The sequence below is a fragment of the Vibrio sp. CAU 1672 genome, from assembly GCF_029223195.1.
Classification (GTDB): domain Bacteria; phylum Pseudomonadota; class Gammaproteobacteria; order Enterobacterales; family Vibrionaceae; genus Vibrio.
The window spans coordinates 1-14,628 of sequence record NZ_JARHUF010000022.1; the positions used below are offsets into that span (position 1 = coordinate 1).

General features: G+C 48.4%; 14 protein-coding genes. 6 read left to right on the plus strand and 8 right to left on the minus strand.

From position 1 onward, the window contains the following. Positions 1 to 262 precede the first annotated feature (262 nt). The 7 genes from P2G85_RS16700 to narQ all read right to left on the minus strand — a co-directional run bounded on the left by P2G85_RS16700 (position 263) and on the right by narQ (position 7,713). Complete coding sequence (locus P2G85_RS16700) at positions 263 to 454, minus strand: hypothetical protein (protein WP_275865201.1); 192 nt, start codon at positions 452 to 454, stop codon at positions 263 to 265. Between the two features lie 108 nt (positions 455 to 562). Beyond that, complete coding sequence (locus P2G85_RS16705) at positions 563 to 1,606, minus strand: GMP reductase (RefSeq protein WP_275865202.1); 1,044 nt, start codon at positions 1,604 to 1,606, stop codon at positions 563 to 565. A gap of 451 nt (positions 1,607 to 2,057) precedes the next feature. After that, positions 2,058 to 3,578, minus strand: coding sequence for an NAD(P)H-hydrate dehydratase (locus tag P2G85_RS16710; RefSeq protein ID WP_275865203.1), 1,521 nt, complete (start codon positions 3,576 to 3,578; stop codon positions 2,058 to 2,060). 79 nt (positions 3,579 to 3,657) lie between these two features. Beyond that, positions 3,658 to 4,095 carry a PAS domain-containing protein gene (locus tag P2G85_RS16715; RefSeq protein ID WP_275865204.1) on the minus strand — a complete coding sequence of 146 codons (438 nt, stop codon included), beginning with the start codon at positions 4,093 to 4,095 and terminating at the stop codon, positions 3,658 to 3,660. Then, positions 4,095 to 5,099 (minus strand): response regulator, encoded by a 1,005-nt coding sequence (locus P2G85_RS16720; RefSeq protein ID WP_275865205.1) that lies wholly within the window; start codon positions 5,097 to 5,099, stop codon positions 4,095 to 4,097. Before P2G85_RS16720 ends, P2G85_RS16715 begins: the two co-directional genes overlap by 1 nt. 261 nt (positions 5,100 to 5,360) lie before the next feature. Beyond that, positions 5,361 to 5,993, minus strand: a complete 633-nt coding sequence (locus P2G85_RS16725) for a response regulator (RefSeq protein WP_275865206.1) — start codon at positions 5,991 to 5,993, stop codon at positions 5,361 to 5,363. Then, entirely contained in the window at positions 5,980 to 7,713 is a 1,734-nt protein-coding gene (gene narQ, locus P2G85_RS16730) for a nitrate/nitrite two-component system sensor histidine kinase NarQ (RefSeq protein WP_275865207.1), read from the minus strand. The genes P2G85_RS16725 and narQ overlap by 14 nt, the downstream gene beginning before the upstream one ends. A gap of 253 nt (positions 7,714 to 7,966) precedes the next feature. On the opposite strand from narQ, the gene napF reads away from it, so the two are divergent. The 6 genes from napF (at position 7,967) to P2G85_RS16760 (ending at position 12,553) form a co-directional block, all read left to right on the plus strand. Beyond that, positions 7,967 to 8,455, plus strand: coding sequence for a ferredoxin-type protein NapF (gene napF / locus P2G85_RS16735; protein ID WP_275865208.1), 489 nt, complete (start codon positions 7,967 to 7,969; stop codon positions 8,453 to 8,455). A 23-nt stretch (positions 8,456 to 8,478) separates the two neighbouring features. Beyond that, positions 8,479 to 8,787 carry a chaperone NapD gene (locus P2G85_RS16740; protein ID WP_275865209.1) on the plus strand — a complete coding sequence of 103 codons (309 nt, stop codon included), beginning with the start codon at positions 8,479 to 8,481 and terminating at the stop codon, positions 8,785 to 8,787. Beyond that, entirely contained in the window at positions 8,784 to 11,273 is a 2,490-nt protein-coding gene (gene napA / locus P2G85_RS16745; protein ID WP_275865210.1) for a periplasmic nitrate reductase subunit alpha, read from the plus strand. The genes P2G85_RS16740 and napA overlap by 4 nt, the downstream gene beginning before the upstream one ends. A 72-nt stretch (positions 11,274 to 11,345) precedes the next feature. Further along, complete coding sequence (locus P2G85_RS16750) at positions 11,346 to 11,801, plus strand: nitrate reductase cytochrome c-type subunit (RefSeq protein ID WP_275865211.1); 456 nt, start codon at positions 11,346 to 11,348, stop codon at positions 11,799 to 11,801. A gap of 27 nt (positions 11,802 to 11,828) precedes the next feature. Further along, positions 11,829 to 12,407 (plus strand): NapC/NirT family cytochrome c, encoded by a 579-nt coding sequence (locus tag P2G85_RS16755; protein WP_275865212.1) that lies wholly within the window; start codon positions 11,829 to 11,831, stop codon positions 12,405 to 12,407. 11 nt (positions 12,408 to 12,418) lie between these two features. Next, on the plus strand, positions 12,419 to 12,553 hold the full coding sequence (locus tag P2G85_RS16760) for a TIGR02808 family protein (RefSeq protein ID WP_275865213.1): 135 nt from the start codon (positions 12,419 to 12,421) through the stop codon (positions 12,551 to 12,553). 236 nt (positions 12,554 to 12,789) lie between these two features. Here P2G85_RS16760 and phaC read toward each other — a convergent pair whose 3' ends face one another. Next, positions 12,790 to 14,565, minus strand: a complete 1,776-nt coding sequence (phaC, locus tag P2G85_RS16765; protein WP_275865214.1) for a class I poly(R)-hydroxyalkanoic acid synthase — start codon at positions 14,563 to 14,565, stop codon at positions 12,790 to 12,792. Positions 14,566 to 14,628: the final 63 nt, after the last annotated feature.

Below are 14,628 nucleotides of genomic sequence, written 5' to 3' on the forward strand. Positions count from 1 at the left end.
ATTTGCTTACGGCGGAGAAAAGTTTTAAAGCAGGGATCAAGAGAAAGCAAAAGAAAGCGAATCGCAGTAATGCGTACCTTTCTCAAGTCCTTGCGGGGCAAGGGGCTTCGTAATCTTGCCCTGATTCTCCAGCCACTTAAAATCAAGAACTTTTCCATTTGAATAAGGAGTATTCAGCTTCACTATTTGGTGTGCCTTTTAATGAGTCTCTTACTGCGTTATTCCATAAAATATGGTTTAAGATTGAGAGTATGGATAACTTTCAATTTTGAGCACTTTTTTGTTTTAGTTGTTCGTAACTGTCCAATTCTACTGTAACTCTTTTTCCCATTTTTGAACTAGCAAACCGGTGGATGTTCTTTCCACGAGACTTAGTTAAATTACGAGCGGGAGTTTGGAAGGCACGCTCAAGGGCAATGAGTGTGGCATTGGAGAGGGTTGGTAGAGAAGACATAAAAATTGCCTCTTCATAAATATGTCGTAAACTTACAGAAGCTTAGACCATGAAGAGGCAATATCAATTTATGGTTGTTTCAACAGATTTTTAGGAAATTTGGTCGATTCACTCTTTACCGAACACGTTGTTCTCTTGTTCCTGAACGCGGATAAAAGTCGCACGCTTTGTCAGCTCCTTAAGCTTGGCCGCGCCTACATAGGTACAGGTTGAGCGCACCCCGCCAAGGATATCGGAGATGGTGTCATTGACGTCACCACGGAACGGTAACAATACGGTTTTTCCTTCTGCTGCGCGGTACTTCGCCACTCCGCCAGAGTGCTTCTTCATCGCCGACTGAGAAGACATGCCGTAGAATTTCATGAACATCTCACCGTCTTTCTCGATGATTTCTCCACCAGACTGTTCATGGCCGGCCAGCATACCACCCAGCATCACAAAATCAGCACCGCCGCCGAAGGCTTTCGACACGTCCCCCGCGCAGGCACAGCCGCCGTCACCAATGATCATACCACCCAGACCATGCGCGGCATCACCACATTCAATGATCGCAGAGAGTTGCGGGTAACCCACACCGGTTTTTACCCGAGTTGTGCATACTGAGCCCGGGCCAATCCCCACTTTAACGATATCCGCACCAGCAAGAATCAGCTCTTCACACATATCACCTGTCACGACGTTACCGGCAGAAATGGTTTTGGTCGGAAAGGCTTTGCGCACGCGCTCAACATACTCAACCAGATGCTCAGAATAACCGTTGGCAATATCAATACAGATGAACTCCAAGTCGTCACTCAACGCCATAATTTGCTGTGTTTTTTCAAAATCGGCGTCCGATGTACCGGTAGAAACAAAGACCTTGTTCAGGGTTTCTTTATCTGCACGGTTAACAAACTCTTTCCACTGCTCAACCGTGTAGTGTTTGTGGATCGCCGTCATCACACCATGCTGGGCAAGAGCGAATGCCATTTCAAAACTACCGACAGAATCCATGTTCGCGGCAATGACAGGTACGCCAGACCATTGACGACCACTATGCTTGAAGGTAAACTCGCGGGTTAAATTTACTTGAGAACGGCTTTTTAGGGTAGAACGTTTCGGGCGAAACAGGACATCTTTGAAACCTAACTTAAGTTCTTGTTCGATACGCATTATGTAATTCCTTGATTCATAAATATATGTGTCATCTCAGAGTGCGTAGTGAACGCGTTGGCAGACGAGTTCACTGTTCTTCGGACACAAAAAAACCGGAGCGTTGGCAGACGCTCCGGTTTTCAGCATTATAGGCTGTGATTTAATTCGTACAAGTCTGATATTGCAATTTTTTTTGTGGTATCATTTCGATACATTGCATATCAAAATCCCCCTTCAGCAGCCCTTATTAGAACTAAATTCTTTTAATTCATAGAGTTAAAACACAAACCTAACCAAACGCTTGCGCAACCCTTTGCGTTACGAACGCCATTCACCACCGGTTTACCCGCTGTTTGGATGCATTATTACCGAGACAGCAATCTTCTTCGCCCGGTAAATTGAACCACATCAACTGCAAATTTCCTTTTCACAGATAAACCGCTCTTGTGGTTGACCGTCGTCATCCGATTCATTTGACGCGCTGGTTGATAGCGGTTCTTAACTCATCAATGACATCACTGGCCAGCAACCCGACAGTTCCGAATTTGGTCACATTAAGATCAGCAGCATGACTGTGGATCACTACCGCCAAGCGAGCAGCAATCGCTAAAGATAAGCCTCGGGCTAGCATCGCTCCCAAAACGCCTGAAAGCACATCCCCCATGCCTCCGCTCGCCATGCCGGGATTGCCCGCAAGGCAAACGTACATTCGCTGGCCGTCATAGATCAGTGTACCCGCCCCTTTCAGCACCACCACCCCACCATATTCCTGCTGCAGGCGACGGGCCGCAGCAAAGCGATCCTGCTCGATCTCGGCAACAGAAACACCTAATAAACGCGCCGCTTCTCCCGGATGTGGCGTAATGATCCGCTGTTGATCCGGCGCCGGCTTGTGCTGCGCGGCCAACATATTAAGCCCGTCAGCATCGACCACTTTCACCTTCGCTTCCCCCGAGAGTTGCTGATAAGCACAATAAGCCCATTCATCCACGCCAAAGCCCGGGCCATAGACCAATATATCAGCCCACTGAATTCGGCGTGCCAAAGCATTATCCCGCTCACTGAGCGATTGCGCTGAAACCGCGGCGCTCATTACCTCAGGGCAGCCGGTCTGCAGTGGTAATACGGAGTCAGGATGGGTAATGGCCGCCACCAGCCCGGCGCCCGCTCTTGCTGCCGCGGTTGAACACAGCCGGATTGCCCCGGCCATACCTTGGTTACCTCCGACACACACCAACCGGCCATGGTCACCTTTGTGGGCACATGCTTCGGTTTTTGGCCACAGGCGTGGAATAATTTTATGGTCGATCCCGAGTGCGCTTTCCTGGCTGAGTGATTCAAACTCTTTGTCGACCCCTAATCCGCAAAAATGCAGCTCTCCGACATGATTTCTGCCACTCCCGGTGCACAAGCCTTGTTTCACACCAATAAAGGTGACCGTGTGGGCCGCTTTAATCGCGCAGCCCAGTGCAGCGCCGGTATCAGCAGACAAACCAGAGGGAATATCAATGGCAATCACCGGGCTGTAATTATCATTGATCTGCTCGATACGGCGGCGGAACTCATCCCTGACCTCTCCGGTTAATCCGGTCCCCAGCATCGCATCAATCACGACATCGGCTTCAAACAAATCATTTCGCCACTCACCCCAATCTCTGAGCTCACCGCCCTGAGCACGCCAATCCAGATAAGCTTGCCTGGCATCACCCTGCAACGACACCGGATCGCCCAACTGGTAAACATTTACTTTGAGCTGCGCTTGCATTGCCAGCGTTGCAAACACGTAACCATCACCACCGTTATTGCCCTTACCACAGACCACCAGTACATGTTTGGCTCGGGGGTAGATTCGTTGGAAACGTTCATAAACCGCCATACCGGCCCGTTGCATCAGACTGTACATAGGTACGCCTGCCATCTGCGCCGCCGTAACCTCACCGGTTTTCACTTGCTCAGCAGTGTATAGTTTTAATGCCAGACTGAAATCCATATCGGTGCTCCACCCTATCATCAGGTCTCTACATAAAGGGTATACAAAAAAGCCAAGGTTCTCCTTGGCTTTTAAAGGTTTATTTCTGCTGTGCCATTAAGGCTTCGGCGGTCGCATCCTGTATTGACAAGAACAGCGACTTAACTTCACCGGTTGGCGAGCGCATCGGGTTGAGGGTAACGTTCTGATACATGAACTCCGCTTGTTGGGTCACGGGCCTGACGTTACGGCAACGGAACAAATATGGCCGCTGACGCCAGGTGATAAAACTGCGGCACCCCAGGTTATATACCGGCTTGGTTTTTAGCACAAACCACTCTTGCGGAATTTCCGGGAAAATATCAAAAATAGACCGGCCAATCACATCCTTTGAATGCAAACCACTGTGGTGGGTCATAAAGCCGTTCCAGACCTGAACCGTGTAGTCTTTGTCTAATACCACCAGCCCCAGATCCACATTCTGTACCATATCGACCATCCAATGGAACTGCTCAAACTCAGCAGGTAAATGCAACATTAGAATTCCTCCATCAGATAGGAAAGTTTCTCGTCCAGTAACGGCAGAGACTCATCCACAAACATAAACAGTAAGTCGCAGCGAATGGATGTCCCGTCAATGTTATAACTCACCTCGAAAGTCATGGTTTTCTGGAAAGCGCCAGTGGTGGATTCGATGATCGAATCAATAGAAATATGCTGGCCCAGCAACACGGGTTGGCTTTGGAAAAAGCGCACCTCGGCCTGCTCACCCAGCCCGTTTAAGAACGAACCGACCAAAATATTGGAAATGTCCATCAGCATTTCCAGCTCTTCCAGCTCGTCGCTTTCGGCAGGGACGTTCATCAGCTTCTTCAAATCAGAAACGCTGGAGTCACTCAGAATAACCAGGGCTTCGCCCGCAATGCCTTCTCCACTGAATCCCTGGCACACACCCGACACGTTGTCGTGAGAAGCCAGGTCACGCAATGCCATGTGTAACTCACTCACCTCGAAAATATTGACATTAGGCAAAGGCAAATGAACAAAAACATCAAAATGGCGGGCCAATGCGTCGGCTGCGCGGCCTATCGCAAGGTTAGATACCTCCAGGTATATATCTCGGCGGCGTAAAACTGGCAGCTCAACCGTTGTTGGCGTCACAAACTGAGGTTTTTCCCGAGGTTCAACCAACGCATTCAAAGCAAGCTTCAAATCTTGTTTGGCAATCGGCTTCTGGATAAAAGCTTTCGCCCCCAGCGATAATACCCGTTCTTTAGCTTTAGGCTGGATATCTCCCGACACCACCACAACGGGAACATTTATCCCCTGGCGGCGCATTTCCTCTAATGTTTCAAAGCCATCCATTTCCGGCATAGTAAGGTCGAGAAACATTAACTTGAATTCTTTTTGCGCTAACTCTTCGAGCGCATTTTTACCGTGAATCGCAAAGGTAATATCGGCATTTAGCGTCGCAGGCAGTGATCTCGCCATCTGCTTTCGCGCTAAGGCTGAGTCATCACAGATGAGTACAGGATAAGACATTCGACCACCTTTAATAATTGGCACCGTTCAATGATGCAGAACGGCTATCGTGCGTGTTGCAGATAACTGACGAGCAATAACATCAGTATATGCTTTAGCATACGAGATATACGCGACTGAGTGAACCTTGTCGCATTCAAAAGCGTTATATTTAACCACATTTATCAATAAGAAGATAAGATCAGTGATCTTGGTACCGATATGATCAAAAAACCCGTGTATTGACACACGGGTTTAAACGATTCAACCAAGCCACGCTCGCTACTTGATGTCCCCAAAGCGTTCTAAATACAGTACAGTGGCAGCCGTACGTGACGGTACTTTTAGCTTCTTAAGCAGGCTTTTCATGTGCACTTTAACCGTCGATTCAGAGATAAACAGCCGGTCTGCAATCTGTTTGTTTCTAAAACCCCGTGCGACTTCCTGTAAAATTTGAGTCTCGCGATCCGTCAGTAAAGAGAAGACATCTTCACAGCCGGAGCGTTCACTCAAATACGCCGCGACCGCCTGGCTATAGGCTTTATCACCCTGATAGGCTTTTTTGAGCAGCTCCACCAGCTCATCCGGCTCAGTATCTTTGAGTAAATAACCATCCGCACCGGCTCTGACCATCGCTTCAATATCTGCCGGGCTATCCGACACTGTCAATATAACAATGCAGGCTGCACAACCATCCGCCCGCAGGGCTTTCAGCGTATCTAAACCAGACATGCCTTTCATGTTCAGGTCGAGCAGGACAAGGTCAAGTTCCGCTTCATGAGCTTTAGCCACCGCATCGGTACCGTTACTCGCTTCGTCAACCACTTCAAATTCAGGTTCAAAACTTAAAAGCTGCTTGATACCACGTCGCATTAGTGGATGATCGTCCACCAACATCACTTTACACACTGTCACTGTTTATATCCTTCGTTTGCCTGAACTCTAACCTTACGGTACACCCTCGTTGTGGCAGAGCCTCAACATGCAGTTCTCCGTTCAGGCGAGCTGCTCGCTCTTGCATAATGCTTATCCCGTAATGGTTTACTTTTTCATTTTGTTGTTCAAATCCGATCCCGTCATCACTGACCGTTACGCACACTTTGCCGTCGGATTCCAGGCACTGAACATCAATATGTTTGGCGTGAGAATGTTTGATGGCATTGATCGTAGCTTCACGGATTAACTGTAGCAAGTGTACTTGCCGATGGGCATCCAATTCTGTCGAGGAAAGCTGATTTCTTAAAGAAATCGTCGCAGGCGTCTGCTCATTTAATGTATTAAGCATCTCACTCAGCGCCTGACCAAAACTGCCCTCTTTAATCGTTAAGCGAAAGGTGGTTAATAACTCGCGCAACTGAGTGTACGCGGCCGAAAGCCCGGTATCCAGCTCTGCAATCGCCTGACTGGTTTGCTCAATCGCCTGGTCGTCCGGTATTTGCTTAACACTGCGTTTTAATAGCGACACTTGGATTTTCAGATAAGACAATGCTTGTGCCAATGAATCGTGCAGCTCGCGGGCGATCGTCGCACGCTCTTCCATCAGCAACAGCTGCTCAGCCTGGCGTTGTGCCTGGTTGTAATACACCGCGCGAGACAAGATTTGCACAAAGTTATCTATCAAAGCCTCATCCGGACAAGGCAGGCCCACTTTCCAGTGAAGATAGCCGAGATGCTCTCCATCAAGTGTCAGCGGTTTAGAGTGACATTCGTGATCGCACGCGTGGCACTCCTCTCCCTCCATCAAAATCTGGCTGGGCTCGCCTTGCTGATCTATCTCAAGTTTCACGGCGCGAATCCCCTCAATACTGATAATATGCTGGAGAATCGCCTGAAAGTTTTCCGAACTAATGCGTGAAGCCGTCAGCTCCTGTGAAGAATGATACAGAACCTGCAATGATTGATTGGCGTGCTGCAGTTTACGGGTTTTTTCATCCACAGCCTGCTCCAGGCCACGGTACAGTTTGCCCAGCTCGCTCGCCATTCGGTTAAACGTATGGGCCAATAACCCCATTTCATTGTCTTTTGATGCGTCCAGCGAGATTTCAAACGAGCGGCTTTGTATTTGTTCACTGGCCAACACCAGAGCACGTAACGGGCGCACGACTTCAAGACGGATGAAATACACCACAAACAGGCTGACCGACAAAATGCCGCCCAAGCCAAGCCCGCCAACCCAAGCCAGATTAATCAGTTTTTGCTCAGAGTGGTTTTGCAGCTTAAGCACAAAATCATCGATTTGTGCGACAAAACTGGCCACCAGCGTCAGGTAACGTAAGCGTTCCTCGCTTCTTAACACGGATTTCAGTTCATGCCAGCGTTGGATAAGAAGATAATAATCCTGAGTAATATCCGCTGGAACACTCCAGTGCTGGAGCGCTTTCATTGAAGGCGAGTAAATCGACTGCTCAAACATATCGATGTGCGTGGCATAGTCTTCAGATTTGGCCTGAATGTCATAAGCAAGGCGGTAGCTTTGCATTCGCATTGAGCCGGAAATATTCACGGCTTCAGCATCGTTCAGGCTCGACGCCAGTGTGAAAATAGCGAAGCCGGTTGTTGCCACAGATAGCATTAAAATCAAAAACATAGCTAAAGCAATCGTACGCACAACCGACTTTTTTACCGTTTTAAGCAATCTCAATTCCTCATCTGTGACTTAATAACGACGTTTAACACCGCTGACCCTCATTTTTTGGTTAGCGACATCAATATGTGATCACTCTCACTGGATTTTATTGATCTAAAACAATATAGCATCCCAATTACCCCCTTCGAGGTATTTAAGCAAATGTGTCAAAAACTACAATTATTATGAACTTAAATATCAAATTATGAATAACAGCATTGTCGGTAATTTTTAGGAAAGCCTTCAATGATTAGGTGTCGCAGTGATTGATCTGTCCAAACGAAGACTCTTCGCCAGAAACACAGTTCCTGACCGTTCTGCGCGCTTACCATGGTTAGCCAATCGCGCTGATTTTACTGATATGTGCACTCGTTGCGGTCAGTGTATTGAAGCCTGCGAAACACAAATCATCACTATAGGTGATGGCCGCTTTCCCGAAATCGATTTTTCGCGCGGTGAATGTACCTTTTGTTATCAATGCGCCGATGCGTGCCCTGAATCACTGTTTTTGCCCAAGGCAGAGACACCTTGGCAAGCAAAAGCGGTGATCGCCGATAGCTGTTTAGCCAAGCAAAATGTCGAGTGCCGCAGCTGTGGAGAAATGTGCGCAACCATGGCGATTAAATTCCGACCAGAGATAGGTACCGTCGCACAACCCAGTATAACCCTTAATGAATGTAATGGCTGCGGTGCCTGCGTTTCAGTTTGCCCCGCGTCATCCATCAGCGTGAGCAACATAACAGCCGAATAGGCAATAACGAGCGAGAGAAAGGTATGGCACTAAACGAGGTGCACATTTCAAGCTTAGTGGTCCACGTGCTGCCCGAGCACCTGGCTGAAATTAAACGCCAGATTTGCGCATTTGAGAACGCGGAAGTCTACGGTGACAGCCCTGAAGGCAAAATCGTGGTGGTATTGGAAACCGAAAACCAAGGTTTCATTACCGACACCATTGACGCGATTAACAATTTACCAAACGTCTTAAGTACGGTTTTGGTGTATCACCAAATTGAAACCGAGCCTAGCTTAACTGACGAGCAAGACACCGCAACACAACAATCCCAACTTGAGGGTGATGTATGAAAATGACAAGACGTGCGTTTGTGAAAGCAAACGCGGCTGCATCAGCTGCTGCTGTCGCAGGTGTGACACTACCAGCTTCTGCAACCAACCTGATTGCAAGCTCTGATCAAACCAAAATTACATGGGATAAAGCGCCTTGTCGTTTCTGTGGGACTGGCTGTTCTGTTCTTGTCGGTACTCAAAATGGCAAAGTAGTCGCCACGCAGGGTGATCCTGAAGCGCCGGTAAATAAAGGGCTGAACTGCATCAAGGGTTACTTCCTGTCTAAGATTATGTACGGCCAGGATCGCTTAACCCAGCCACTACTGCGCATGAAAAATGGCAAATACCACAAAGACGGTGATTTCACTCTCGTGTCCTGGGATGTGGCGTTCGACACCATGGCTGAAAAGTGGAAGCAGGCACTGAAAAAGCAAGGCCCCTCGGGCGTTGGTATATTCGGTTCTGGGCAATGGACGGTAATGGAAGGCTACGCCGCAGCTAAGATGATGAAAGCCGGCTTTCGTTCTAACAACATTGACCCTAATGCACGCCACTGTATGGCATCGGCCGTTGGGGCGTTTATGCGCACATTTGGTATTGATGAACCGATGGGCTGTTACGATGACTTCGAGCACGCCGACGTTTTCGTACTTTGGGGATCAAATATGGCCGAAATGCACCCAGTGCTATGGACCCGTATTACTGACCGACGCCTTAGTCAGCCTCATGTAAAAGTTAATGTACTGTCTACTTATTACCATCGTTCATTCGAGTTAGCAGATCACGGCTACATTTTTCATCCTCAATCTGATCTGGCGATTGCTAACTTTATTGCCAACTACATCATTGAAAACGATGCGGTGAACTGGGATTTTGTCAACAAGCACACCAACTTCAAACAAACGGCAACCGACATTGGTTATGGCCTGCGTGACAGTGACCCGCGGCAACAAGCGGCCAAGAACCCAAATTCCGGCAAAATGACCGCCATCTCTTTCGAAGAGTACAAACAGTCTGTCGCCCCCTATACCGCTGAAAAAGCGTCAGAAATTTCGGGTATTTCTGAGCAAAAACTGATTGAGCTGGCAAAGCAATACGCCGATCCAAACACCAAAGTGATGTCGCTATGGACGATGGGGATGAACCAACACACTCGTGGTGTGTGGATGAACAGCCTGATCTACAATATCCACCTGCTCACCGGTAAGATCGCCACCCCGGGCAACAGCCCGTTCTCCCTCACCGGCCAGCCATCGGCGTGTGGTACGGCTCGCGAAGTTGGCACCTTTGCTCACCGCCTGCCTGCCGACATGGTGGTTGCTAACCCTAAACACCGTAAGATTGCCGAAGGTATCTGGAATATTCCTGATGGCGTCATTCCGCCAAAGCCAGGTTATCACGCTGTGCTTCAGGATCGGATGCTAAAAGACGGCAAGCTGAATGCCTACTGGGTAATGTGTAACAACAACCTGCAAGCAGGCCCGAACATCAACGGAGAGCGCCTGCCAGGCTACCGCAACCCGGAAAACTTCATCGTCTGCTCTGACCCATACCCGACCGCAACAGCTCAGGCCGCTGACCTTGTTCTGCCAACAGCCATGTGGATAGAGAAAGAAGGCGCTTACGGCAACGCCGAACGCCGCACCCAGGCCTGGTATCAGCAGGTTAAAACTGTGGGTGAAGCCAAATCTGACCTTTGGCAGGTAATGGAGTTTTCTAAGCGCTTCAAGATGGAAGAGGTCTGGACCGAGGAACAACTTGCGGCGGCACCACAATACCGCGGTAAAACCATGTACGAGATGCTGTTCGCCAATGGCGTGGTCAACAAGTACCCGATTGAAGAAGCACAGCAACTCAACGACGATGCTCACCACTTCGGCTACTACGTACAGAAAGGTATTTTTGAAGAATACGCTCAGTTTGGCCGCGGCCATGGTCACGATCTCGCACCTTACGATGTCTATCATCAAGTGCGCGGTCTGCGTTGGCCAGTGGTGAATGGCAAAGAAACGCTTTGGCGTTTCAAAGAAGGCTCCGATCCTTACGCAAAAGCCGGTTCAGGTTGGGACTTCTATGGGAAGCCAGATGGTAAAGCACTGATCATCTCTGCGCCTTACGAAGCACCACCAGAGTCGCCTGATGACGAGTTCGATATGTGGCTCTGTACCGGTCGCGTGCTGGAACACTGGCATACCGGCACCATGACCCGTCGTGTTCCTGAACTGTATAAAGCTGTACCTGACGCTGTGTGTTATATGCACCCAGAGGATGCCAAAGCCCGTGGTGTTCGTCGGGGTGAAGAAGTGCTGATCGCCAACAAGCGTGGTGAAGTCCGCGTCCGTGTGGAGACTCGTGGTCGCAACCGCCCGCCAAAAGGATTGGTATTCGTGCCGTTCTTTGACGCTCGCATTCTGATCAACAAGTTAATCCTGGACGCAACCGATCCACTGTCGAAACAGACAGACTTTAAAAAGTGTCCGGTTAAGATCACTAAGATTGCTTAATTACGAGTACCCTGACTGCCACAGCGCGGGCAGTCAGTACCAAGATTTTTGCCATGAGGCGGAGAGTTAATAATGAAAAAACTATTAATCGCACTGTTATCTGTGGGTGCTCTTATCAGCGGTACTGCGATTGCTGAGCTGGACAATCCAGGCGGAATTGGTGGCCTGGAGTCACTGCGTGGTGCAAGCGAGCTGGAAGCAACCCGTCCGGCTGATGACTTTAAAAAGTACCCGCGTGAACAAGTGCTTGATAGCAGTTTCGTGTATCAACCACCACTAATTCCACATAACATCCGTGGATATGAAGTTTCGTTAAATGCCAATAAATGTCTGTCTTGCCATAGCTGGAAAAACGCTAAAGAAATGGGCGCAACAAAAATCAGTGTGACCCACTTTGTGAATCGTGATGACGCAGTACTCGCAGATATGTCACCTCGTCGTTATTTCTGTCTTCAGTGTCACGTTCCTCAAGCAAACGCAAAGCCACTTGTAGCAAATGAATTCAAGAGCGTAGACGCACTGAAATAAGTGACGCGTAAGAAAAAGAGGCTATCTATGAAATTATTCAAAGCGTTTTGGAAACGACTAACAAGTCCGAGTAAAGCTGCCGTTGGTGTAGTGTTGTTCATGGGTTTTGCTGGTGGTCTTCTGTTCTGGGGCGCATTTAACACAGGTATGGAAGCGACCAACACAGAAGAATTCTGTTCAGGTTGTCACGCACCTATCGTCGCAGAAATTCAGGAAACGATTCATTACTCTAACCGCTCTGGCGTGCGCGCTATCTGCTCCGACTGTCACGTTCCTCATGAATGGACGGACAAGATCGTTCGTAAAGTGCAGGCATCAAAAGAACTATTCGCCCATTTCGTCACTAAGACCATCGATACACCAGAGAAGTTCCAGGCTCGCCGGGCTCACCTTGCTGAACGCGAATGGGCACGTTTGAAGAAGAACGACTCTCTGGAATGCCGTAATTGTCACGAATTCGAGTACATGGACTTCTCTGAACAAGGTTCCCGAAGTGCAAAACAACATTCAACGGCGCTGGCAAATGGTGATAAAACATGCGTGGATTGCCACAAGGGGATCGCCCACAAACTGCCTGACATGCACGGCGTCGAAGGCTGGCAATAAGGAGACCAATTTTGAGTACATTAGAATCCATTATTTGGCACATCCTCGGCTATAGTGCGATGCCGGTGATTATTCTTGGTGGCTTTGTGGTGGTTGCTGCCATCTCGCTCTGGTTACTGTCACTCGGTAAAGATAAACAGGTTTAAGTCACTCCTGAATCATCACTTTTAGCTGATTTCCTGACCAAAAGCGTCACGCTCCTGCCTGGCGCTTTTTACATTAATGATGCAGCAACAACATTCAACCAGACTCCTGTCAGCCCAGCCTGACAAACAAAACCTTCACCGCAGCGATTGCTAACTTATATTCAACCCGTAATGATTATCCAGCCCTAAAAAAGGCGACCATTCAGGCCGCCGCTTACTATCAAGTCAGGTATCAATTAAGATTCTTCGATCGGCAATACCTGCTTAACGTACTGCCCGGGAGCCTGACCAACCACTGGATTTTGCTCTGATCCAACATTAAACGGCTCAATCTGCTCATCGGCATTAAACTGCATCAACCACTGATGCCAATGCGACCACCAGGATCCATCCTGATATTCAGCGTTACCCAACCATTCATCGGCCGTATCATCCAGATTATCGTTTAACCAATAACCATACTTGTTTTTTGCCGGATGATTCACAATACCAGCAATATGACCTGATTCACCCAGAACAAATGTCTTATTTCCGCCGGTATTCAGTGCCCCACGGTATGTGCCTTGCCATAGAGCGATATGGTCTTCTTTGGTCGACACGAAGTAGCTTGGGATTTTGATCTTGTTAAGATCGATCCATACACCGCCAACTTTAACTCCCTTGTCCTGTACTAGTTTGTTCTCTAAGTACAGTTCTCGAAGCAGGAAGTTGTGGCATGCCGCACTGACATTGGTGCTGTCACTGTTCCAGTACAACAGATCAAAATCAACCGGGCTGTTACCCTTGAGGTAATTGTCAACGTAGTAGTTCCAGTACAAGCTGTTTTCACGCAGCAGACTGAAAGTCACGCTCAAAGAACGGCCATCCATAAAACCTTTGGCATTATTCTGGCTTTCGATAGCACTGACTATGGTGTCATTAATATACGCGCCCACTTCTCCTGGCTGAGAAAAATCGAGCAACGTAGTAAAGAATGACGCCGACTTAATGCGCTTTTTCATCCGCTTAGCAGCATAGTAAGCCACAGTACATGCCAGTACCGTCCCACCGATGCAGTAGCCCGCCGCATTGATTTGATCTTTACCAGTAATGTCTTCTATCGCTGCAACGGCTTTGACCACCCCTTCGGTAACATAGTCACCAAACTCGACTTGTGAGTGAGCTTTACCCGGGTTGCGCCAAGAGATCATGAACACACTGTGTCCTTGTTCCAGCAACCAGCGTACCATGGAATTTTTGGCTGTCAGATCGAGGATATAGTACTTATTGATAAACGGCGGGACAATCAGAAGTGGCGTAGCGTTAACCTTTTCCGTCATCGGCCGGTATTGGATTAACTCGAACAACTCATTCTGAAAAACCACATCACCGGCTGTTGTTGCCACATCTTCGCCCACCCGGAACGCATTATTGTTGGTCATGCGAACTTTGAGAATATCAGCGCTGGATTCCACATCTTCTTTCAGTTTCTCAAGCCCGGCCAACAGGTTTTCACCCTTCTGCTCAAGAGTCAGTTTTAACAGCTCCGGGTTGGTTGCAATGAAATTGGAGGGCGAAAGGGCATTGATGGCCTGACGAGAGAAAAACGAGATCCGCTCTTTGGTTTTCTCATCCAAGCCTTCAATGGCATTGATAGTATCCAGATAAGTTTTGCTGAACAGCAGGTAAGATTGTTTAATGAAGCTGTACATCGCTTCGTTTTGCCACGCTTCATGGGAAAAACGCTTGTCACCCTTTTCTGCATCGATAATTTGGCTTTGGTTTCCTGCCAAGGCTACATTTTGCCAGATTTGCAGTTGTTGTTCCCACCATTCAGCCTGAAGTTTAAGGATCACTGCCGGCTGATTGGCAGCCTTTTCGAACAACTTGGCAGTGTCTTCAAAGTTCACTTCTTGCATGGCTTTGTTCAACGGAGAATTCACGACTGCCTTGTTGACTTCGAGATCATGCCACCACTGTTGATTGGTTTCCTGAAGCTTCACAAGATAGTCCGAAAAGAAGTGTTGAAACATACTCTTACTCCTATATTCGGAAAAATAACGCCGCCCAGACATGGGCTGGGCGGCGGAATTGAG